Annotated in this window: 23 protein-coding genes; 17 read left to right on the top strand and 6 right to left on the bottom strand. The window is 41.0% G+C overall.

Annotation, left to right across the window (positions count from 1 at the left end):
* The 3 genes from VB732_RS26150 to VB732_RS26140 all read left to right on the top strand — a co-directional run.
* Positions 1–224: hypothetical protein (locus VB732_RS26150; protein WP_416235776.1), on the top strand; the 224-nt coding region annotated here is incomplete at its 5' end.
* 2 nt (positions 225–226) lie between these two features.
* Positions 227–1,399, top strand: a complete 1,173-nt coding sequence (devC, locus tag VB732_RS26145) for an ABC transporter permease DevC (RefSeq protein ID WP_323233799.1) — start codon at positions 227–229, stop codon at positions 1,397–1,399.
* Between the two features lie 53 nt (positions 1,400–1,452).
* Positions 1,453–2,184, top strand: coding sequence for a DevA family ABC transporter ATP-binding protein (locus VB732_RS26140; protein WP_323233798.1), 732 nt, complete (start codon positions 1,453–1,455; stop codon positions 2,182–2,184).
* Positions 2,185–2,497: 313 nt separating this feature from the next.
* On the opposite strand, the gene VB732_RS26135 is transcribed toward VB732_RS26140, so the two are convergent.
* Both VB732_RS26135 and VB732_RS26130 read right to left on the bottom strand, forming a co-directional pair.
* The gene (locus VB732_RS26135; protein WP_323233797.1) at positions 2,498–2,953 is read right to left on the bottom strand and encodes a cupin domain-containing protein; all 456 of its coding nucleotides are present in this window, start codon (positions 2,951–2,953) and stop codon (positions 2,498–2,500) included.
* A gap of 264 nt (positions 2,954–3,217) precedes the next feature.
* On the bottom strand, positions 3,218–3,997 hold the full coding sequence (locus tag VB732_RS26130) for a cysteine hydrolase (RefSeq protein WP_323233796.1): 780 nt from the start codon (positions 3,995–3,997) through the stop codon (positions 3,218–3,220).
* Between the two features lie 81 nt (positions 3,998–4,078).
* Between VB732_RS26130 and VB732_RS26125 the strand changes: the two genes are divergently transcribed.
* The 8 genes from VB732_RS26125 to VB732_RS26090 all read left to right on the top strand — a co-directional run bounded on the left by VB732_RS26125 (position 4,079) and on the right by VB732_RS26090 (position 12,320).
* Positions 4,079–5,506, top strand: a complete 1,428-nt coding sequence (locus VB732_RS26125; RefSeq protein ID WP_323233795.1) for an amidohydrolase — start codon at positions 4,079–4,081, stop codon at positions 5,504–5,506.
* A 297-nt stretch (positions 5,507–5,803) separates the two neighbouring features.
* A complete protein-coding gene (locus VB732_RS26120; protein WP_323233794.1) occupies positions 5,804–6,073 on the top strand; it encodes an HAD-IA family hydrolase in 270 nt (89 codons plus the stop codon).
* A gap of 326 nt (positions 6,074–6,399) precedes the next feature.
* Positions 6,400–7,455, top strand: coding sequence for a magnesium-protoporphyrin IX monomethyl ester (oxidative) cyclase (gene acsF, locus VB732_RS26115; protein ID WP_323233793.1), 1,056 nt, complete (start codon positions 6,400–6,402; stop codon positions 7,453–7,455).
* Positions 7,456–7,621: 166 nt separating this feature from the next.
* A complete protein-coding gene (gene rbsK, locus VB732_RS26110; protein WP_323233792.1) occupies positions 7,622–8,542 on the top strand; it encodes a ribokinase in 921 nt (306 codons plus the stop codon).
* A gap of 197 nt (positions 8,543–8,739) precedes the next feature.
* Complete coding sequence (locus VB732_RS26105) at positions 8,740–9,795, top strand: glutathione S-transferase family protein (RefSeq protein WP_323233791.1); 1,056 nt, start codon at positions 8,740–8,742, stop codon at positions 9,793–9,795.
* Between the two features lie 52 nt (positions 9,796–9,847).
* Positions 9,848–10,741 (top strand): aspartoacylase, encoded by an 894-nt coding sequence (locus VB732_RS26100; RefSeq protein ID WP_323233790.1) that lies wholly within the window; start codon positions 9,848–9,850, stop codon positions 10,739–10,741.
* A gap of 154 nt (positions 10,742–10,895) precedes the next feature.
* Positions 10,896–11,879 (top strand): polysaccharide deacetylase family protein, encoded by a 984-nt coding sequence (locus VB732_RS26095; RefSeq protein WP_323233789.1) that lies wholly within the window; start codon positions 10,896–10,898, stop codon positions 11,877–11,879.
* A gap of 201 nt (positions 11,880–12,080) precedes the next feature.
* Positions 12,081–12,320 carry a hypothetical protein gene (locus VB732_RS26090; RefSeq protein ID WP_323233788.1) on the top strand — a complete coding sequence of 80 codons (240 nt, stop codon included), beginning with the start codon at positions 12,081–12,083 and terminating at the stop codon, positions 12,318–12,320.
* A gap of 62 nt (positions 12,321–12,382) precedes the next feature.
* Here the strand turns inward: VB732_RS26090 and VB732_RS26085 are convergent, their stop codons facing one another.
* Positions 12,383–12,577: a hypothetical protein gene (locus VB732_RS26085; protein ID WP_323233787.1), complete on the bottom strand. Its 195-nt coding sequence runs from the start codon at positions 12,575–12,577 to the stop codon at positions 12,383–12,385.
* 117 nt (positions 12,578–12,694) lie between these two features.
* Here VB732_RS26085 and VB732_RS26080 point away from each other — a divergent pair, with 117 nt between their 5' ends.
* The 6 genes from VB732_RS26080 to VB732_RS26055 all read left to right on the top strand — a co-directional run bounded on the left by VB732_RS26080 (position 12,695) and on the right by VB732_RS26055 (position 17,683).
* Positions 12,695–13,000 (top strand): hypothetical protein, encoded by a 306-nt coding sequence (locus VB732_RS26080; protein WP_323233786.1) that lies wholly within the window; start codon positions 12,695–12,697, stop codon positions 12,998–13,000.
* Complete coding sequence (locus VB732_RS26075) at positions 12,997–13,419, top strand: type II toxin-antitoxin system VapC family toxin (RefSeq protein WP_323233785.1); 423 nt, start codon at positions 12,997–12,999, stop codon at positions 13,417–13,419. The genes VB732_RS26080 and VB732_RS26075 overlap by 4 nt, the downstream gene beginning before the upstream one ends.
* Positions 13,420–14,056: 637 nt before the next feature.
* Positions 14,057–15,103: a toll/interleukin-1 receptor domain-containing protein gene (locus VB732_RS26070; protein WP_323233784.1), complete on the top strand. Its 1,047-nt coding sequence runs from the start codon at positions 14,057–14,059 to the stop codon at positions 15,101–15,103.
* A 291-nt stretch (positions 15,104–15,394) separates the two neighbouring features.
* Positions 15,395–16,993, top strand: coding sequence for an Hsp70 family protein (locus VB732_RS26065; RefSeq protein WP_323233783.1), 1,599 nt, complete (start codon positions 15,395–15,397; stop codon positions 16,991–16,993).
* A 5-nt stretch (positions 16,994–16,998) separates the two neighbouring features.
* The gene (locus VB732_RS26060) at positions 16,999–17,298 is read left to right on the top strand and encodes a type II toxin-antitoxin system HigB family toxin (RefSeq protein WP_323233782.1); all 300 of its coding nucleotides are present in this window, start codon (positions 16,999–17,001) and stop codon (positions 17,296–17,298) included.
* Positions 17,282–17,683, top strand: a complete 402-nt coding sequence (locus VB732_RS26055; protein WP_323233781.1) for a transcriptional regulator — start codon at positions 17,282–17,284, stop codon at positions 17,681–17,683. Before VB732_RS26060 ends, VB732_RS26055 begins: the two co-directional genes overlap by 17 nt.
* A 55-nt stretch (positions 17,684–17,738) precedes the next feature.
* On the opposite strand, the gene VB732_RS26050 is transcribed toward VB732_RS26055, so the two are convergent.
* The 3 genes from VB732_RS26050 to VB732_RS26040 all read right to left on the bottom strand — a co-directional run bounded on the left by VB732_RS26050 (position 17,739) and on the right by VB732_RS26040 (position 19,969).
* The gene (locus VB732_RS26050; protein WP_323233780.1) at positions 17,739–18,302 is read right to left on the bottom strand and encodes a Uma2 family endonuclease; all 564 of its coding nucleotides are present in this window, start codon (positions 18,300–18,302) and stop codon (positions 17,739–17,741) included.
* Between the two features lie 125 nt (positions 18,303–18,427).
* Positions 18,428–18,967 (bottom strand): L,D-transpeptidase, encoded by a 540-nt coding sequence (locus VB732_RS26045; protein ID WP_229558835.1) that lies wholly within the window; start codon positions 18,965–18,967, stop codon positions 18,428–18,430.
* A gap of 486 nt (positions 18,968–19,453) precedes the next feature.
* Positions 19,454–19,969 carry a L,D-transpeptidase gene (locus tag VB732_RS26040; protein WP_323233779.1) on the bottom strand — a complete coding sequence of 172 codons (516 nt, stop codon included), beginning with the start codon at positions 19,967–19,969 and terminating at the stop codon, positions 19,454–19,456.
* Positions 19,970–19,996: the final 27 nt, after the last annotated feature.

Below are 19,996 nucleotides of genomic sequence, written 5' to 3'. Positions count from 1 at the left end.
AAACTTCGACCTTTGAACTCGAAACTTCGACCTTTGAACTCGAAACTTCGACCTTTGAACTCGAAACTTCGACCTCTGAACTCGAAACTTCGACCTCTGAACACAAAGCGTCAAGCTTAGAACTTACTATTCCCCATTCCCAATTCTCCATTCCCAATTCTCCATTCCCAATACTTCGGCTTCGCTCAGTACAAGTTCCCAATTCCCAATTCCCCAGTACCTAATTATGGGATTGATTAAACAACTGCGACGGCGAACACCTCTAGGATGGCTACAACTTAATCATGAAAAAAGTCGTCTCTTGGTGGCATTGTCAGGCATTGCCTTTGCGGATCTTCTCATGTTCATGCAACTGGGCTTTCAAACTGCGCTATATGACAGTAACACCAGATTACATCGCAGTTTGCAAGCAGATATTGTTTTAACCAGCCCCCAAGCCCGTAACTTGCCAAGCTTGTCTACATTTTCTCGTCGGCGACTTTACCAAGCAATGGATATACCAGGGGTGAAGTCAGCAGAACCAATGTATTTCAACAACACAATCTGGAAAAATCCCCAAACCCATCGGGAGACGGGGGTATTAGTTATCGGCTTTAACCCAGACAAGCCAGCTTTTGATTTACCAGATGTTAACCAACAATTGCAGGCAATTAAGCTACCGAATACCGTCTTATTCGACCGTGGTGCAAGAGGAGATTATCAAAAAGCGATCGCTCAAATTGACCAAGGTAAAACCCTAACCACTGAAATAGAACGGCGCACAATTACCATCAGTGGCTTATTTCAAGTCGGCGCTTCCTTTGGTTCTGATGGCAATTTGATTACCAGCGATCAAAACTTTTTGCGGCTATTTTCTGGGCGACAGTCCAGCAGTGTCAGTCTAGGTTTGATTAAGGTAAAACCAGGCTATGACCCGAAAAAAGTGGCAGCAATGCTCAAAACATATCTCAGAGATGATGTCAAGGTCTTAACCCACGCCGAATTTATTGAATTTGAAAACAACTTCTGGAGAACAAATTCGCCAATTGGATTTATTTTCAGCCTGGGTGTATCAATGGGCTTTGTAGTAGGCGTGATTATCGTCTATCAAGTCCTTTCCACCGATGTTAATGCCCATGTTCGAGAATATGCCACCTTCAAAGCAATGGGATATCGCAATTATTACTTACTAGGTGTGGTGCTTGAAGAATCGTTGATTTTGGCAGCACTAGGTTTCTTCCCTGGATTGGGAGTATCTTTAGCACTTTACCAACTGACTCGCAGTGCGACAAATTTGCCCATGTACATGACTGCGATTCGGGCATTGCAAGTATTAATCCTGACTGTGATTATGTGTGCAATTTCTGGTGCGATCGCTACCCGCAAACTCCAAGGCACTGATCCTGCTGATATGTTCTAAATTTGTCATTGGTCATTTGCAAATGACAATCGTCACGAGTAATCGAGTTATTTATGAGTAGTCAAGCTGTAATTTCTATTAAAAATCTTGACCACTATTTTGGTCATAGTTCACTCCGTAAGCAAGTTTTATTTAACATTAACTTAGAGATTAACGCTGGTGAAATTATTATTATGACCGGCCCCTCTGGTTCTGGTAAAACTACCTTGCTAACCTTAGTGGGTGGATTGCGTTCCGCCCAATCTGGTAGTTTGCGGGTATTGGGGCGAGAACTTTGTGGCGCTAGTGCTGAAGAATTAGTGCAGGCGCGACGGCGTAATGGTTATATTTTCCAAGCACATAACTTGCATGGTAGTTTAACAGCACTCCAAAACGTCAAAATGGCTTTGGAATTGCACAAATATCTGGGGTTAAAAAAGATGCTTGTGAGATCAGCCCAGATGCTAGAGCAGGTAGGATTAGGAAATCATTTGGATTACTATCCTGATAAACTATCTGGGGGACAAAAACAAAGAGTAGCGATCGCTCGTGCCTTAGTCAGTCATCCTCAAATAATCTTAGCGGATGAACCCACCGCCGCCCTTGACAGCCAATCGGGACGAGATGTAGTCAATCTCATGCAAAAACTGGCAAAAGAACAAGGCTGTACAATCTTGATGGTTACTCATGACAACCGCATCTTAGACATTGCCGATCGCATCGTTGAAATGGAAGATGGTAAACTCAAGTCAACAATTAAAAGTATTAATTTAGAGTTGATCGGCCTTCATTACTCAAACTTATAACTTCAAGATTTTCACTCAATAATTAGCCAAATAATAGCCAAAATCCTTATTCTCAGGTAGGGGCACGGCATTGCCCATTGGTGTCAACTTAATGTTAAAAGGGCGGTTAGAAACCGCGTCTACACAGACGAAACCCGCCTGCGCGGGTTAAAAATATTAATGTTTCTCTTAGTCCGCGCAGGCGGACTTTGTTTGTGTAGCCGCGTTCGCGTAGCGTGCCGGAGGCTCTATTCCATTCGCTTAAGTTGACTCACATAAACGATAACTCGCCATAATTAAATTACGAATTACGAATTACGAATTACAAATGATTTCAGCAGGGCATTAACGAATTTACCCTCCCCAATACTGCCATATCTTCTGCATCTAACTCCGACGGAATCCCACTGCGAATCAATTCCGAAAAATCTTCATTAGGAACCATAACAGTCAACGTATACAAGCGAGTCGAACCAGTATTTTTAATCAAATGTGTCCCCGTGGGAGGCACTAATAAACTATCGCCAGCTTTGATTGTGGCACTCTTGCCATCACACATAGCGATCGCTTCCCCTTTGAGAACAAAAAACATTTCCACCGCCCACTGATGGCGATTGGGCGGTGTTTGTCCCCCAACATCAAAAATTTCTATACAAGAAGTCAAAGAAGTATTAGCATTTATCGAATCGAAGATAATGGCTAATCGATTAGAGTCATTGGCACTAATGCGATATACTTGGTAATCTTTGGGAGATTTGATAACCGGAATTACACAACGAGTAGCGTACATTTATTTATCCCCTCTAAAGTTATCGATGGGTATGAAAATTGCTAAAATACTAGTCTTCAATCACAGACTTTTAGATTTTAAATTTTGGACTTAATAATTCAAAATTCAAAATTTTAAAATGTCCTAGAGCCAAGGCATTAAAACGTGGAACAACTCTAAAAGTCTAAAATTATTGCTCAAGAAATGAGCATTTATACATGGGATCAATCTAAAATCTAAAACTTGTACTGAGCGTAGCCGAAGTATTCAAAATCAAAAATTGATTCACTCCTCACTCTTTTGCAGCGCCGTAAAAATCTCTTGGGAGCCAGTGACAAAACCGAAGCATTGTTTAACATTGTACAACGTCGCTAACCAACAATATTCAGGCGAAGTAGTAGCGCTACAATCTTTAACTAACACGCAGTCATATCCTAAGAAGTTGGCATCACATAAGGTAGCTAGCACACATTGATCGGCATTAACACCAGCAAAAAATAATGTTGTGCTTCCCAGATTCCGCAAAATACTATCTAATGGGGTATCCCAGAATGCACTCATGCGGTATTTGTCCACACGGATATCTTCGGGAAGCTGTTCTAGTTCGTCTACTACTGCCGCAGCCCAACTACCCGCCATGAGTACTCTAGCACCATTGCTCGGCAGTGGATCGCCTAATCCTACACCTGACCCTGTGGGATTATAGACATGACGCGAACCAGCACTAATATTGAGCAAATCGGGACGATTTCCCCAATTTATCCAAATAACTGGAACACCAACCTCACGAAGTTCTGGAAGTAAGTTATTCAAAGGTTCAATAGGCTGACGTGCCGGAGTTACGTCTACGCCGATATGCGCTAGCCAGCCATCAGGGTGGCAGAAGTCATTTTGCATATCAATGACCAAAATAGCAGTTTTTGCTAAGTCTAGGCGCAGGGTTTTAGTTTCTGTTGATAAAATAACGGGTTGTGGGATCTTTTGAGGACGAGTGATATCTGCGATCGCATCATTCACTGTCCACGCATTTGGTGAGACTCCCAATGTTCGTAATGGTAAATTCATAAAATTGCAATACCCTACACCGTTTTCTATCTTGTAACTTGAAATTCGGTTCAAAATCCAATTACTTAATCAAGGTTAAATATGGTAAATTTCACTATTCAGAATGTTTTAATTGCCACCGATGATGATTATGCAACGGTAGATGTACAGATTGTAGATGGTGCGATCGCAGCTATTGCCCCCAATCTACCAGCGATCGGCACTGCCATCGATGGCAAAAATAAACTTTTGTTACCTGGCTTTTTCAACGCCCACACCCACTCATCAGAGATGTGGCAGCGCGGAATCATGTCTGTTTTACCCTTAGAATTATGGTTGGCGGAACTGTATGATTTTGCCCCTCTCGACACTGAACAGATTTATCTCAGCGCCTTGGGTACTGCGGTAGAAACCTTACTTTCTGGCGGTACGAGTGTAGTAGATCACTTGGTATTAATTCCCGGACTTGAGTTAGAAACGATCGCCATTGCGACTCGCGCTTACCGAGAAGTTGGGATTCGCGCCTTTATCGCCCCCTTAATTCAAGATGAATCTCTCGGCGCAGGTATGCCATCTGGGGAATCAGCCCAAACTCATGAACCTTATTTTCGTTCAACTGCGGCAACCTTAGAAATTATCGAAGAGGCGGTAAGACAATTTCACCGCCCGGATGAGGGTGTAAATATTTTAGTTGCACCAACGGGGATACAATTATGTACTGATGCTTTATTTGCAGGATGCATCGAGTTAAGCGATCGCTATAATCTTTGTCGTCACTCCCATTTACTCGAAACCAGGGCACAGGAAAAACTGGCTCAAGAGAAGTATGGTTGTACTGCTGTGGAACATTTAAAAAGAATCGGATTTTTGAGCGATCGCACAACACTAGCCCATTGTGTTTGGTTAAATGATACTGATATCGCCATCCTCGCCCAAACTCAATCTACAGTTGTTCACAATCCCTTAAGTAATTTACGTTTAGGCAGTGGCATCGCCCCAATTTTAAAATATCGCCAAGCAGGAGTAAATGTAACTTTTGGTTGTGATGGTGCTTCTAGTAATGACTCTCAAGATTTGTTAGAAGCAATCAAAATTGGTTCTATTTTACATAACGTTACAGACACAGATTATCAACACTGGATTACACCCCGACAATCAGTAGAAATGGCATCTTTAGGAGGTGCCAAAGGATTAAATCTTGCAGATAAACTCGGTTCTATCACGATAGGTAAACAAGCAGATTTAGTACTTTATGACCTTACCAATTTATCATTACTTCCTCGTACAGATCCTATTGGTTTATTAGTTTTAGGTCGTCCTAGTAATGTTGTTGATAGTGTTTGGGTGAATGGCAAGCAAATTGTTACTGATGGCAAAGTGACAACAATTAACGTTGATGAACTGCGAAAAGAATTATTTAACCGCAGTCAGTGGGAAACAAAACGTAAGTCTGAAGCCGTCGCGCAATTTGAGCTTCACTATCGCACAGTTATGGGATTGTCAAGTCGCTTCGCTCCAATTAAAAATTAAAAATGTAAAATTAAAAATTGCAATTCTTTTGGGGCTTGAACCCACCACTGATTGTAGACCACCAAATCTGCATATTTAGTGGGGGTTTTTACCCAAAATTAATTAAAAATTATTCTTCATTAATTTTTAACTTTTAACTTTTAATTTTTAATTTAAAAAACGGTCAAACACAAAGAAATAAGTAACTATGAAATTAGGGGAATAGAAGCTCGAATTGCTTCTATTTGATAATAAAATACAGTTAAGGAAGTTCAAGCTGTTGCAGAAATTGTTCGTGGGTATTACGGTTTAATTCCAATGGCGATTGCTTCAGGTGGAGAAAAAGTTGTGCTTGAAGCAACACTAAATAACATTCATCTGCGTGATTTCTTTAATATTGTTGTAAGTATTGATAATGTAGAAAAAGGAAAACCCGAACCGGATATTTTTCTGCTTGCATCTCAACGATTAGGTGTTGCTCCCCAAGATTGTATTATTTACGAAGATAGCGATGAAACTTTAAAAGCTGCCCACCGTGTCGGAATGCGTTCCATAGATGTACGCATTCTCTGGCAAACGCAAACCTGATTATTTAAATACTTTTTAGGACTTACGCACACTCTACGAATTCTTGGCGTTCTTGGCGTCTTGGTGGTTCGATAAATTAAGCTTTTCGGCAATTTTTGCGTAAGTCCTGACTTTTATAAGTATAAAGTTATTTATTTAAAGAGGTTTCAAAATTTAATAAATTCTCTAAACCTAAGTCTTTTTATGCTTATACTTTGGGCTTTTACGGATCTGGTATATAGAGTCTTTTATGCTTTGCTGAAGGATTGTAAAAAGCTATAGCAAAAGAATCATATTTATTATAACTTTATAACTATAGAACTATTTACTTGCCGATCGCACTACAGATGGTTAATACCCTACCCAAGCCAGAAATTAAAACCCCCAGCAAAGAAACTGTACTTACCCCCCGGTTTTACACTACAGATTTTGAAACTGCCGCCAACCTAGATTTGTCTGCCCAGGAGACGGAGTTAAAGGCAATGCTGACAGAAATGCGGACAGATTACAACCGTCATCATTTTGTTCGGGATGAGGTGTTTAACCAGTCTTGGGAACACATTCAGGGTGAAGCAAGACAGGCATTTATTGAGTATTTAGAACGTTCTTGCATTTCTGAGTTTTCCGGCTTCTTGCTATTTAAAGAACTATCCCGCAAGTTGAAAAATCGCAGTCCACTGTTAGCGGAAATATTTCAACTGATGGCGCGTGATGAAGCCCGCCACGCCGGATTTCTCAACAAAGCAATGGGCGATTTTAAACTCTCTCTGGATTTAGGCAATGTTACTAAAACCCGCACCTATACGTTTTTCCCAATTGAGTGGGTACTTTACACTGTCTACTTATCAGAAAAAATCGGCTACTGGCGTTACATTATCATCTACAGACATCTAGAAAAGCACCCAGAAAACGAGTTTTACCCCATCTTCCAATATTTTGAGAGTTGGTGTCAGGACGAAAACCGTCACGGGGATATATTCAAGGCGCTTTTGCGTTCTCAACCGCAACTATGGAATAACTGGAAAGCTAGGCTGTGGAGTCGCTTTTTCTTGTTATCAGTATTTGCTACCCATACCTTGACAGTTCATGAACGGGCTGGTTTTTACACCTCATTAGGGCTTGATGCGACGGAATTTGACCGCGAAGTTGTCCGTAACACCAATGAAACTGCGGGACGGGCTTTTCCTGTGATGTTGAATACGGAACATCCCCAGTTTTTCCCACGCCTGCAACGCTGTGTGGGTTACAACATGAAAATTGCAGAGATTGAAAATAGTTCTGCGCCCAAAGTTGTGAAGGTGATTCGTAAACTACCTTTGATTGCTGCAATTGTTTGGAATCTACTGTTGGTTTACCTGATTAAACCCGTTGATGCTGAAGCTTTGCGGGAAACTGTGCGTTAAATTTGGCGATCGCATTCTATGATTCCACAAAATGCGATCGCCCTGCAAATATTGGATTTTTTATGATCTCAGTGTGACTTTATAATACTGTTCAAAAAACTGCTGCTTGCTCCGAAGGGCTTTGATATCTGTAATATTAGCTAAATGACTTTAAAGATCAACAAAAATGAGCATTATCGTCTTTGGCAGCATCAATATAGACTTGGTAGCAAAAGCACCCCGGTTGCCAGTTGCAGGAGAAACGTTGCTGGGAGAAGACTTTTTTAAAGTTTCAGGAGGTAAAGGGGCAAATCAAGCCGTAGCCTTAGCAAAATTAGGAATTCCTACCCAAATGGTGGGGCGTGTAGGTGCAGACGATTTTGGTGTGGAACTTGTCAAAAATTTACAAGCATCTGGTGTGCAAATTGGCAATATTTTCGTCGATAAAACTGTTAGTTCTGGAGTCGCCATTATCGCCGTAAATCATGCTGGGGAAAACCAAATTATTGTAATTCCTGGTGCAAATGGGCGTGTCAATCAAGAAGATGTCGAACGATTGTCCCACTTATTACCAGAAGCTACAGCACTGCTTTTACAATTAGAAATTCCGATTAATGCGGTGATTGCAGCCGCTAAAGCCGCAAAAAAAGCCAACATCAGGGTAATTCTCGATCCAGCACCTGCACAATCTAATTTTCCAGATGAACTTTACCCATTAGTGGACATTATTACACCGAATGAAGTTGAAGCCGCGCAGTTAGTGGGTTTTCCCATAGATGGAGAGGAAGCAGCAGCAAAGGCAACCGAAGTTTTATTACAACGGGGTGTGAAATGTGCGATCGTTAAACTGGGTGCTAAAGGTGTTTTTTGTGCTACTGCTGAGGAAAAGTTTTTTGTCCCCGCGTTTCGAGTTCATGCAGTTGATACAGTAGCTGCTGGCGATGCTTTTAATGGCGGCTTAACGGCGGCACTTTTTGCAGGACTTTCTTTACATCAAGCAGTTGTTTGGGGTGCAGCAGCAGGTGCTTTAGCGACGACAAAACCAGGCGCACAAACTTCATTACCCGATAAGCTTACATTTGATGCGTTTCTTAGGGAAAACTTTTAGGTGCGATCGCTAGCGTAGTAAAATAGATAAGATTGAGCTTTGCGTAAAATCGTGGCGAATTGAGGGCTAAATTTTAAACGCGAAGGTACGCAGAGGTAAACGCAAAGGCACGCAGAGAATTCTTTAGGAATTAATAAATTGTTGTATTTAGTAGATATATTGATAACGTCAATCGCTCCTAAAGTAAGATTGTCACCATGAGCAATTCAACTCCAATGGCTGACGAAAAAAATCTCCCCAAGAAAAAGGGTAGGACACTACCTCCGAAGCTAATCATTTGGCTAGGAAAGTTTGTCTGGACGAGTATGTGGAAGATAATGATGTCAAAGCTTGCTCCTAGTAATCAGTCGGGAGCATATATTCGTCCTAATAGTCAGTTTCGCAAGTTCATTGGTACAGAAGAGGGAAATCCCCACCCACCAGCAGCAGGGCGCTACAAACTCTATGTTGGGTTAGGCTGTCCTTGGGCGCACCGAACTCTGGTTGTGCGATCGCTCAAGAAACTCGAAGCGGTAATATCAGTATGTATCGTCTCTCCTTCTCCCATTGAAGGCGGTTGGATATTCAACGAAGAAGAAGAAGGTTGTCGTACACTGGCTGAATTTTATCAACTGGCAGAACCTGGTTACAGTGGACGCTCTACAGTTCCAATTTTATGGGACAACCAAACAAAAACTATCGTTAATAATGAGAGTTCAGAGATTATCGTCATGTTGAACTCTGAATTTAACGAGTTTGCCAACAATCCCACCTTGAATCTTTACCCAGAAGCACTCAAAGAAAAAATTGACTGGTGGAATGAGAAAATTTATCACGCGGTAAATAACGGTGTGTATCGCTGCGGCTTTGCCCAAACCCAAGAAGCATATAATCAAGCTTGTAATGAACTGTTTACGACTCTTGATGAGATTGACATTGCATTGCAAACTAGTCGATATCTGTGTGGAGACAATCTCACACTTGCAGATGTCCGTTTATTCACAACGTTATTTCGGTTTGATAGTGCCTACTACGGGTTGTTTAAGTGCAATAGACAGCGAATTCGAGACTATCACAACTTAGGAGCTTACTTACGCGATGTATATCAGCTTCCCGGTGTAGCTGACACCTGCGATGTCGAGAGTGTAAAGCGAGACTACTACGGGAACCTATTTCCACTCAATCCCGGTGGAATTATTCCCAATGGGCCTGATATGTCTTATCTTTATGAACCATCTGGGCGCGATCGCATCGGCACTGTGAATGCTCCATAATGTACATTGAGAACTGATACCTCGATGGGTGCATTCTGGAGTTAGTGTAATTGTGAACCAGATTAATCGAGTTGCAATTGTCGGTGGAACTCATGGCAATGAGTTTACTGGGGCCTATTTAGTCCAAAAATTTGCCCGGTTTCCCCATTTGATTGCTAGACGAAGTTTTGAGACAGTGACTCTGTTAGCAAATCCTAACGCTTTTGCCGCAGGGAGGCGATATGTAGAGAAAGATTTAAATCGCTGTTTTCTACAGCAAGATTTACAAGATGCGACTCTAAATAGTTACGAAGAATTGCAAGCTAAATCAATTCAGGATACTTTAGGATTAAACAGAAATAAACAAGCAGATTTTATCTTAGACTTGCACAGCAGTACAGCTAATATGGGTTTGACAATTATTTTGGTAAATAGTCATCCCTTAAACTTGCAATTGGCTGCTTATCTTAGCCAGATTAGCCCTTTGGTGAGGATTTATCGCTGCTCTTTTAAATCAATTGCAGAAAACCCATTTGTAAATTCCCTATGCGAATTAGGCTTTGCGATTGAGGTTGGCCCTATAGCTCAAGGACTCTTAAAAGCAAGATTGTTCCAACAAACAGAAGAACTAGTTTATGCAGTTCTCGACTATTTAGAACAGTTTAATCATGGAGAAATTTCATCAACTAATGAAACGTTCATTATCTATGACCATTTATCAGTTGTGGATTATCCAAAACAGCAGGATGGGAAAATCTTTGCGATGATTCATCCAGAGCTTCAAGACAGAGATTATCAAGCTTTGAACCCAGGAGATGCTATGTTTTTAACTTTTAACGATAAAACAATTGTTTATCAGGGCGCATCTACCGTTTGGCCGATTTTTGTTAATGAGGCGGCATACTACGAAAAAGGAATTGCAATGTGTTTGACTCAGAGGCAGCAAATCAATATCTCTGAATTCTGACTCCTGAATTCTGTTTCAATAAATTCTTCTTCAAACTTATACCATTTTAGATTTTGGATCGAGAATTATTTCTCTTAAAGGATTCTATAATTTCATCTATCGCAATTATTTTTCAAATTTTACGCTTAAAATTATTCAAATACTTAAATTTATAATGAAAACGAAGCGACCAGGAAACAAACCAGTAGCCAGTCTTTCTCTAGACTTGGATAACGTTTGGTCTTTTCTAAAAAACCAGGGCGCTCAGGGTTGGGAGACTTTCCCCTCTTACTTAGATATTGCAGTGCCTCGTTTCTTAGAAATTTTCCAGCAATGGGATTTGAAAATCACAGTCTTCATTGTGGGTCAAGATGCAGCGCTGGAAAAGAACACTAAGGCATTACAAGCGATCGCTAACGCTGGTCACGAAATTGGCAATCATTCATTCTACCACGATCCTTGGCTACATCTATATTCAGAGGATGAGATTGAACAAGAAGTGGCATTAGCCGAAGAACATATCAAGCGCGTCACTCATCAACATCCTATCGGCTTTCGGGGGCCTGGATACAGTTTTTCTCCTGCGGTCTTGAAAGTCTTAGCACGACGGGGATATGAATATGATGCTTCGACTTTTCCCACCTTTTTGGGCCCCATAGCACGAGCATATTATTTGATGACTTGTAAACTGAGCAAGGAAGAACGCAAGAAACGCGAAGCCCTATTTGGCAGTTTCAAAGACGGTTTGCAGCCCCTAAAACCTTATGAGTGGAAGATGGGTAAGGATAAATTGACTGAAATTCCCGTTACCACCATGCCAATTTTCAAGGTTCCCATTCACTTCAGTTACATAATGTATATAAGTACATTTTCTTCGGAATTGGCGTTACTTTACCTGCGAATTGCCTTATGGCTGTGTAAACTTACCCATGTCCAGCCTTCTTTGCTATTCCATCCTACAGACTTTGTAAGTCAAGAAGATGTCCCAGAGCTATCATTCTTCCCTGGAATGAGTGTCCCCACCTACAAAAAGCTGGCAATAGTGAACAAAAGTTTGGAACTTATATCTAGTCAGTTTAATGTTTTGACTGTCGGAGAACACGCCAAGTTTGTAGCTGGCGCACATCAACTACCAGTATTAGTGCCTCAAAAGAGGTAAATTTAATGTTTTCATTAAAAACCTATGATTATATCCCTTCCCCAGAGGTTATTTTTTTAGATGTGATGTCCAATCAGATTTTTTAATTATTGTCTAAGTTTCAATAGCAGCTTGTTATCTTAAAATCAGCTGACATTTGCTAGCAAGTATGTGTAAAGTAATTGATAGTCGCTTTTATTTTAATCTTTTACACATCTATCTATGGTTAGAAAAACCCAACGCCTTTTGCTGCTAGTTATTTCCTGTAGTATAACTGGTGTAATTTTGGGAGGTACTGCTGCTTGGGCAGAAAGTAATCTCTGCTTAGAAGACAGTAAGGTTACAAGTGAGTGTCTAACTCAAGACCCAATCCAAAAAACTATCCAAGGAATGAGTACCGGATTGTTAGCTGGGGCTGGGGCCGCTTGCGGTGCAGCATGGCAGTTAAGGCATGAAGATTGAGTGTAAACTACCACTAACCTGGAGTTCCGGGTTAGTGGTAGTTTCTGTAACAAAATTATAATTTATATAGCTTTGGAAGAATACCGATCTATTAATGCATGAGCAAATTTCTGGTGTTGTTCAGCTAGATATTGAGGATAGATGAACTGAGCATTGCCCATGAAGCGATATACCCAGCGACAAAACTCCTCTAGCGATCGCTCAGGCAATTTAACAATATAATCTACGTAAGTAGGTTTGCTATGTGTCTTATTCATAAGTCTGGGTTAATCGCCTGGATTAGTGAACGAAATAATCAGCTTTTTGGTCACTTACGTTGTTTTATTGACAAAAGCTAGTCATCTCAAAATTTTTAACGTTCTGCTGGTTTCTGTGTGACTAAGGCAGTTGGATTTAGACTTGAAGTGATGGGACTGGAGGAAAAACTGGTGACGAGAGCAATTGGTCTAGAGCAAATTATTGCCCAAAAGGTTCTTACCTTATCAAAGGAACAACAGCAGCAAGTACTTGACTTTGTAGAATTTCTGCAATTGAAATCACTAACAGTGGAGTTTAAGCACCATGATGGCACGCCAATGTCTGCTTTAGAAGCAGCAGGAGACTTAGTTGGCTGCGTAGATTCTGGGCCTGGGGATCTCTCGACAAACAAGGAGTACCTTAAAAGACCATTAACAGAATGAAGCAAGCGGTACTGCTAGATACAGGCCCATTAGTAGCTTTAATCAATAGTCGAGAGCAGTTTCATAAATGGGTGACAAATCAGTTTGGACAGATTGAACCACCTTTGTTAACTTGTGAAGCGGTAGTTACAGAGGCTTGTTTTCTCTTACAGAATGTTTATGGAGGAGAAGCAGCAGTAATTTCTTTTGTACAAAAGGGAATTATCCATCTCCCGTTGAGCTTGAGTGAAGAAGCTGGAGCGGTTTATGAGTTGATGCTGCGTTATCAGTCTGTACCGATGTCGTTAGCAGATGCCTGTTTAGTGAGGATGGCAGAACTGTATCCTACTAGTGAATTGCTCACATTTGATAGTGATTTTAGGATTTATCGGAAAAATCGGAATCAATTAATTTCTGTGATTATGCCAGAAGAACTGTGAGCCTACAAGTTTCAATCCCTAATAGGGATTTTGGTTAATTGCAATATAAAAACGAGGTTTTTTACATGAAGCGGTACACCCAGCGACAAAACTCCTCTAGCGATCGCTCAGGCAATCTCACAATATAATCTACGTAAGTAGGTTTGCTATGTGTCCTATTCATAAGTCTGGGTTAATCGCCTGGATTAGTGAACGAAATAATCAGCTTTTTGGTCACTTACGTTGTTTTATTGACATTTTGCCTCCTAAATACTTTTATTTTTCTCACTCCAGATCGCACTTTAACGCTCTTAGAAGAGGGTTAATATGTTTGCTCCGAATAAAATCAGTGAAGAATTTTATAGTAATTTTTAATTAGTAACTGGCAAGACTTACAACGTTTTTTACCATGATTTTTATAGTAAGTTTTGTTTTTGACCACGCCCCGAAATTCTTCTGCACCTAAATTGCATAGGAAATTACTGTGTTACTGCATTATTGACTACTTGGGAGGGAAGTTTGAGCTTCAGAACTGAAAATTTCCGAAACTTACAAACAATTTAGTGAAGTAACTTAGTCAGGTTGATTTAAAATACAACATATTAATTGGTAATTTTACTCTGGTCAATCTGAGTTTCACCTTTATAGTCCAACTCACATGAGCGACGTTTTTATCTCTTATTCTCGCAGAGACAAGGAGTTCGCCATTGTTCTCCAAGATGCACTAAAAGCTCAAAATCGTAAAACCTGGGTAGACTGGAAAGATATTCCCCTAACTGCTGATTGGTGGGCAGAAATTCAAGCAGGGATTGAGGCAACTAATACCTTTGTATTTGTCATTACGCCAGATTCCGTTGTCTCAAAAGTTTGTAGTCAAGAGATAGATCATGCAGTCAAAAACAATAAACGCCTTTTACCAATTGTGCGGCGAGAAGGTTTTGACATGGAGCAGGTTAATCCTGCACTTTCCAAACACAACTGGCTGTTTTTTCGCCAACAGGATGATTTCGATACTGTTTTCCCACAGCTAATTCAAGCGATTGATACGAATTTGGAATATGTGAAAGCGCATACACGCTTACTCGTTCGGGCGCTGGAGTGGGAAAATAAGGGAAGGAACGACAGCTTTTTGCTGCGTGGCACAGATTTAGCAGCAGCAGAACAATGGTTAGGCGCTGCTCAAGAACCTCCACCAACGGAACAGCAGAAAAATTACATTAGTAAGAGCCGCGAGGCGGAAGATGCAAATCAGAGATTGGTGAAAGCCGGACAGCAGGCAAGACAGATGGTTCGCATTGGTGCTGGGGTACTGGGTGTAACTTTGGTGTTGGCAGCAATAGTAGGAGTATGGGCTGGCGAAACATTTAAAAAGACTTCACATTTTATCACTGCGGATTCTTGGAACGAATTGTGCCGTTCGGGAAGTCTGCAAGAGAAGGCTAAGGCGGCAGCAGTAATGTTTGCCTGTGAAAAAGCTGTAGCCCTTGAGCCTGATAATGGCAATTTTCGGGATAGTCGTGGCATTGCCAGGGCGCGAACAGGCAACTCAAAAGGAGCAATTGAAGACTTTCAGGTATTCATCGCCCAGACTAAGAATCAAAAAAGTAAATCACGACGGCAAGGCTGGGTGAAAGCCTTACTCGCTGGGAAGAATCCGTTCACACCACAAGAAATAAAGTATCTACTCAATGGCGTTGCAGAATAGAAATATGAATTAGTGCGATCACTATTGAGAATATAGGTCTTTGGTAGGGTCGTACAATCCCAAATATGACGCGTACACCGGACACTACCAGCAAGAGTAAATGAGGCCACCGCCCCCAACTCGTCTACCCAACTGTGCTAACACTTACCTGCAATAGACTGAATCGATATCTGGGTTGGGATGCAAAGAAGTAAGCATCTGGGTGCATTTGCTTTCTTGGTAGCTTATAGAGAATAATAATCACAAATAAAGCAGCTTTAGCCTCTTGGTGCGAGATAATAAATATAAAATATGGCGATCGCAATCGATTTTGGTACTAGCAACACAGTCATTGCTCGTTGGAACCCCGTAACCCAACAGCCAGAAACCCTTACTCTACCAGGTTTATCAATTAAACAAAGTCTCAATCCGCCACTGATTCCCAGCTTGGTTTATGTTGAAGACGCAAGCCAGAATCAAGTCTTAGTCGGGCAACAAGTACGCGATCGCGGTCTTGACCTCAAAGGCGAAACGCGATTTTTCCGCAGCTTCAAACGCGGTATCGGTGCAGATATCCAAGGTTTCTTACCCGAATTAGATGGGCAAATTGTCACCTTTGAACAAGTAGGGCAATGGTTCCTCACCAAAGTAATTGAAGAACTAGCGCCCCTACAAGGTGGGTTAGATTCTCTCGTGTTAACCGTACCCGTAGACAGCTTTGAAGCTTATCGTCACTGGTTGGGAAAAGTTTGTCAATCCCTACCCGTTGAACAGGTGCGAATGCTCGATGAACCCACAGCCGCCGCTTTGGGTTATGGCTTGGCAGATCAAGAAAATCTTTTGGTGATTGACTTTGGCGGTGGAACTTTAGATTTGTCCCTTGTCCGGTTGGATCAAAGCGTGCAAGCAACCACAAAGCCCTTGGGATTTCTCCTCAAATGGGGTAATAAGTCTTTGGCTGAAGATTCAAAACAAAAAGTCAAAACTGCCCGTGTCCTGGCGAAAGCTGGGCAAAATCTAGGTGGTACTGATATTGATAATTGGTTGGTAGATTACTTTGCCAAAACTCAAGAGTTGGCAGTGAGTCCCTTGACAACACGATTGGCTGAACGGGTGAAAATTCAGCTATCAACCCAAAACCAAGCTAGTGAAGTTTATTTTGATGATGAAACATTTGAAAGCTATGAACTGGAATTAAACCGCGACACTTTTGACGAAATCCTCAAAGAACACGCATTTTTTGAGTTACTGGATGAGTCGATGACAACACTGTTGCAGCAAGCAAAACGCCAAGGGATAGAACTTCCTGATATTAATGCAGTTTTGTTAGTGGGTGGCACAGTGCAATTACCCGCAGTGCAGACATGGATCAAACAGTATTTTGAGCCAGAAAAAATCCGTTGCGAACGTCCTTTTGAAGCGATCGCTCAAGGTGCATTACAGTTAGCTCAAGGCGTGCAAATCAAAGACTTTCTGTATCATAGTTATGGTATTCGCTACTGGGATCGCCGCAATCAGCGTCACAAATGGCATTCTTTAATTAAAGCTGGGCAAGCATACCCAATGACTCAACCAGTGGAATTAGTCTTAGGTGCTTCTCTGGAAAATCAGCCCAGCATTGAATTAATTATGGGAGAATTGGGAGCAGATACGGGTAGCACTGAAGTTTATTTTGATGGCGATCGCTTGATTACCCGTCGTATTGATGGTAGTGAAACCACTGTCAAACCCCTCAACGATCAAGAAGGCGCGAGGACAATTGCCCAACTGACACCACCCGGATATCCTGGAAGCGATCGCATCAAAATTCTCTTTCAAGTTGATGAGCAACGCTTTTTACGAATTACTGTTGAAGACTTGTTAACGAATGACACGCTTTTGGAGAATCAACTTGTGGCACAGTTGAGTTAGATATAATGCACATCATCAGTCGTAAAAAGCTGCGTGAATTTTGCCAAAATTATGCTGATTCCTGTGATGCACTTAAAAACTGGTATAAGACTGCCAATAAAGCTACACGGAATAATCTTACCCAAGTGCAAGCAGTTTATCCTCAAGCAGAAGCTGTTGGGAATTTTACTGTTTTTAATATCAAAGGTAACAAATATCGTCTGATAGTTGATTTGGTTTATAGTGACCAAATAATTTATCTTAAATACATTTTGACGCACGCAGAATACGATAAGGATAACTGGAAAAATGACCTTTACTTTTAACTGTGAAACTTATGCTAGTTTGCTTGTTAAATATCAACCCAAGGTTATTAAAACAGATGAGGAAAATGAGCAAGCTATTACACTAGCTGAGGAACTATCCCATAGAGTTGACCGAACTTTGGAAGAGTCGGCATTATTAGACCTCTTGATCGCTCTGATAGAAAAATATGAGGATGAGCATTATCCAATAGGAGAATCAACGGCGCACTCAATGTTCCTCCATCTAATCGATGCTCAGAGTGTTAAAGAAGCTGAGTTAGTAGCAATTATTGATTCAAGAGAGGTTGTTTCTCAAGTTATGAGTGGAAAACAAAAAATTACCCAGGAGATGGCTAAGGTGTTAGGGAGCTTTTTTCACGTTGATACTAGTTTGTTTGAGAATTAAGCGATGTCTACGACGGGCTAAGTCTACGCAACTTCTGATTGCAGTCGAGTTATTTTTAACCACCCATCTTTAACCATCCAAAAACTTGATTGACGGTTAGTGCAAGTTGAATTTCTGGTAATACAGGCAAAAAATCTTCTCCCTGGAGTAATACTGGTTGTTGCTCTGGTAAAAATACCAAAATACTGAAATCATCAGGATCAAGAAACCATCCAAGGCGGCTACCATACTTTAGACAGTAGAGAATATTTCCAATTACTTTGTTGGGTTTTTGTTCTGGCGAAAGAATCTCAATCGTCCAGTCTGGTGGAAGTTCAAAATTATCAGGTACTTGATTATCAACGGTGAACGGTATGCGTCCCCATTGAAATACAGCTACATCAGGTACAATTGAGCGATCGCCAAAACTACACCGTAATTCAGGAAATGCATAGGCAATTTTCTGATTCTCCGTGACTTCATTAACAACAGCACCGAGTTTGCCTTGTAAGCGGCTGTGTCTCCCTTTCGGCATTGGCTTAGAAATAATCTCACCGTTAATATATTCACTTGCAGGCTTTGTTTCTGGGAGCTTCAGAAATTCCTCCAGGGTAAGTAGTTGAGTAGTTGAGTAGCTCATAGCTCCTAAATCCCTCGAAGATGTGTTTTTAGTCTAGCAGTGATGTAGGGTGCGTTACACACTCGGTAAACGCACCTGTCCATACATCAAAGGCAGAATTGCAACTCTTAATTACGAATTACGAATTATTTCCGCACCACTACTAAAGTTCCATTCCTAGCCCAGTTGTAAACATTGCGTGCTTGCTTAACAGGTAAATTTACGCACCCGTGGCTAACTGGAGTTCCAAAACGGTTATGCCAGTAAGCGCCGTGGATGGCATAGCCTCTGTAGAAATACATTGTGTAAGGAACATCAGGAATGTTGTAGCCTCTGCCTCGCATCCGGTGGGTGCGATACTTAGAATTAATCCGAAATCTACCTATAGGCGTAGGGGTCGATCGCTTTCCTCCAGAAATGCGATATGAATAAACAAGTCTTTTACCTTCCCATGCACGTAAGCGTTGCTCTGACAAATCAATTTCAATCCAACGAGTTTGGGATGTTTGCCTAATATTAGATGCAGTAATGTTGTTTTCATTTACTGACGCGGCTGTTGCTGTACTAAAGTTTGGTGTACCTGCTAAAGGTGATGACCAAGAGAATAAAGTTGTCATCATCAGCGCCACGCCTGTACAAAAAGTTCCTGAAGAACGAATCCTACCACTGCGAATCCAAGATTGCATTATGCCTTGCCTTATAAACTACGCAAAAATTATGAAGTGAAGTAACTTTCTGGAAAACTACAATTTTCCAGATCGACTACTCGTTTCCCGTCGAGGATTTACGCAATTCATCCGCTAATGCTTTTCAAATTCCTAAGCTAATCTGCATCTAATTTGCACATTTGTCCTTGGTTAAATGATGAGTTTTAACTAATGACCAATGACTAATTACAAAGGACAACTCTTACAAAAAATCTGTCATTTAAATGCCTAAATACAAACTTTCCCCAAAGTTATATTTGCATTTTTAATTTCACAGAGCAATTGTCAGGATTTACACTTATTTTTTGGGCAAATCATTGAATGTCCTCTTCTATATTTTATTTCAAATTCAGTAATTCCGACTCCGAAGATTCCCAGCATAAAATATTGCTGGGAATCACTCAATTGTCTTGATTCGTTGTTATTAATGATTTTACCTAAATTGCTTTTTGGTTGCTTCACCTACTATTTCTGGATAACTACTGGTGTTCCTACCGATGCCCACTCAAATAGCCATTTAGCATGTTTCGGCGCGAGATTCACACATCCGTGGCTGACTGGAGTGCCAAACCTTTTATGCCAGTAAGCCCCGTGAATACCGTAATTACCTTGGTAAAACATCGCATGAGGAACATTGGGAACGTCATAGCCCCTTCCCCGCATTCGCGTAGTTTTTAACTTGGATTGAATATTAAAAGTACCAATAAGAGTGGGAGTGGATTTTTTGCCAGAGGAAATAGCACTTCCATAAACCACTCTGTCACCCTCCCAAGCTATTAACCGTTGCTTTGAAAGATCAATTTGAATCCAGCGCTTATCCGATTTTTGTAATGTCTGGATTTTTTGTGCAATCACTTGATTTTTGGAATTCGCCCAAACTTCACTCGTTCCAGTAGTAGTAAAAACACTTACGGATAGTGCTGTACCAGTGAGGAGTATTTGTAAGCGACGCACCCAGTCAGGATTAATCAGTTTTTTCATTTTAGATACACTCACACTTAAATAATC

The sequence above is a fragment of the Nostoc sp. UHCC 0252 genome (genome assembly GCF_034931145.1).
Taxonomy (GTDB): domain Bacteria; phylum Cyanobacteriota; class Cyanobacteriia; order Cyanobacteriales; family Nostocaceae; genus Nostoc.
The sequence above is the reverse complement of the archived record's forward strand: the minus strand, read 5'-3'. Positions and strand labels throughout refer to the sequence as shown.

Bases quoted from the DNA above. Each gene is read 5' to 3' on its own strand.
- devC (WP_323233799.1), top strand. From the start codon at position 227: ATGGGATTGATTAAACAACTGCGACGGCGAACACCTCTAGGATGGCTA.
- VB732_RS26140 (WP_323233798.1), top strand. From the start codon at position 1,453: ATGAGTAGTCAAGCTGTAATTTCTATTAAAAATCTTGACCACTATTTT.
- VB732_RS26135 (WP_323233797.1), bottom strand. From the start codon at position 2,953: ATGTACGCTACTCGTTGTGTAATTCCGGTTATCAAATCTCCCAAAGAT.
- VB732_RS26130 (WP_323233796.1), bottom strand. From the start codon at position 3,997: ATGAATTTACCATTACGAACATTGGGAGTCTCACCAAATGCGTGGACA.
- VB732_RS26125 (WP_323233795.1), top strand. From the start codon at position 4,079: ATGGTAAATTTCACTATTCAGAATGTTTTAATTGCCACCGATGATGAT.
- VB732_RS26120 (WP_323233794.1), top strand. From the start codon at position 5,804: ATGGCGATTGCTTCAGGTGGAGAAAAAGTTGTGCTTGAAGCAACACTA.
- acsF (WP_323233793.1), top strand. From the start codon at position 6,400: ATGGTTAATACCCTACCCAAGCCAGAAATTAAAACCCCCAGCAAAGAA.
- rbsK (WP_323233792.1), top strand. From the start codon at position 7,622: ATGAGCATTATCGTCTTTGGCAGCATCAATATAGACTTGGTAGCAAAA.
- VB732_RS26105 (WP_323233791.1), top strand. From the start codon at position 8,740: ATGAGCAATTCAACTCCAATGGCTGACGAAAAAAATCTCCCCAAGAAA.
- VB732_RS26095 (WP_323233789.1), top strand. From the start codon at position 10,896: ATGAAAACGAAGCGACCAGGAAACAAACCAGTAGCCAGTCTTTCTCTA.
- VB732_RS26090 (WP_323233788.1), top strand. From the start codon at position 12,081: ATGGTTAGAAAAACCCAACGCCTTTTGCTGCTAGTTATTTCCTGTAGT.
- VB732_RS26085 (WP_323233787.1), bottom strand. From the start codon at position 12,577: ATGAATAAGACACATAGCAAACCTACTTACGTAGATTATATTGTTAAA.
- VB732_RS26075 (WP_323233785.1), top strand. From the start codon at position 12,997: ATGAAGCAAGCGGTACTGCTAGATACAGGCCCATTAGTAGCTTTAATC.
- VB732_RS26070 (WP_323233784.1), top strand. From the start codon at position 14,057: ATGAGCGACGTTTTTATCTCTTATTCTCGCAGAGACAAGGAGTTCGCC.
- VB732_RS26065 (WP_323233783.1), top strand. From the start codon at position 15,395: ATGGCGATCGCAATCGATTTTGGTACTAGCAACACAGTCATTGCTCGT.
- VB732_RS26060 (WP_323233782.1), top strand. From the start codon at position 16,999: ATGCACATCATCAGTCGTAAAAAGCTGCGTGAATTTTGCCAAAATTAT.
- VB732_RS26055 (WP_323233781.1), top strand. From the start codon at position 17,282: ATGACCTTTACTTTTAACTGTGAAACTTATGCTAGTTTGCTTGTTAAA.
- VB732_RS26050 (WP_323233780.1), bottom strand. From the start codon at position 18,302: ATGAGCTACTCAACTACTCAACTACTTACCCTGGAGGAATTTCTGAAG.
- VB732_RS26045 (WP_229558835.1), bottom strand. From the start codon at position 18,967: ATGCAATCTTGGATTCGCAGTGGTAGGATTCGTTCTTCAGGAACTTTT.
- VB732_RS26040 (WP_323233779.1), bottom strand. From the start codon at position 19,969: ATGAAAAAACTGATTAATCCTGACTGGGTGCGTCGCTTACAAATACTC.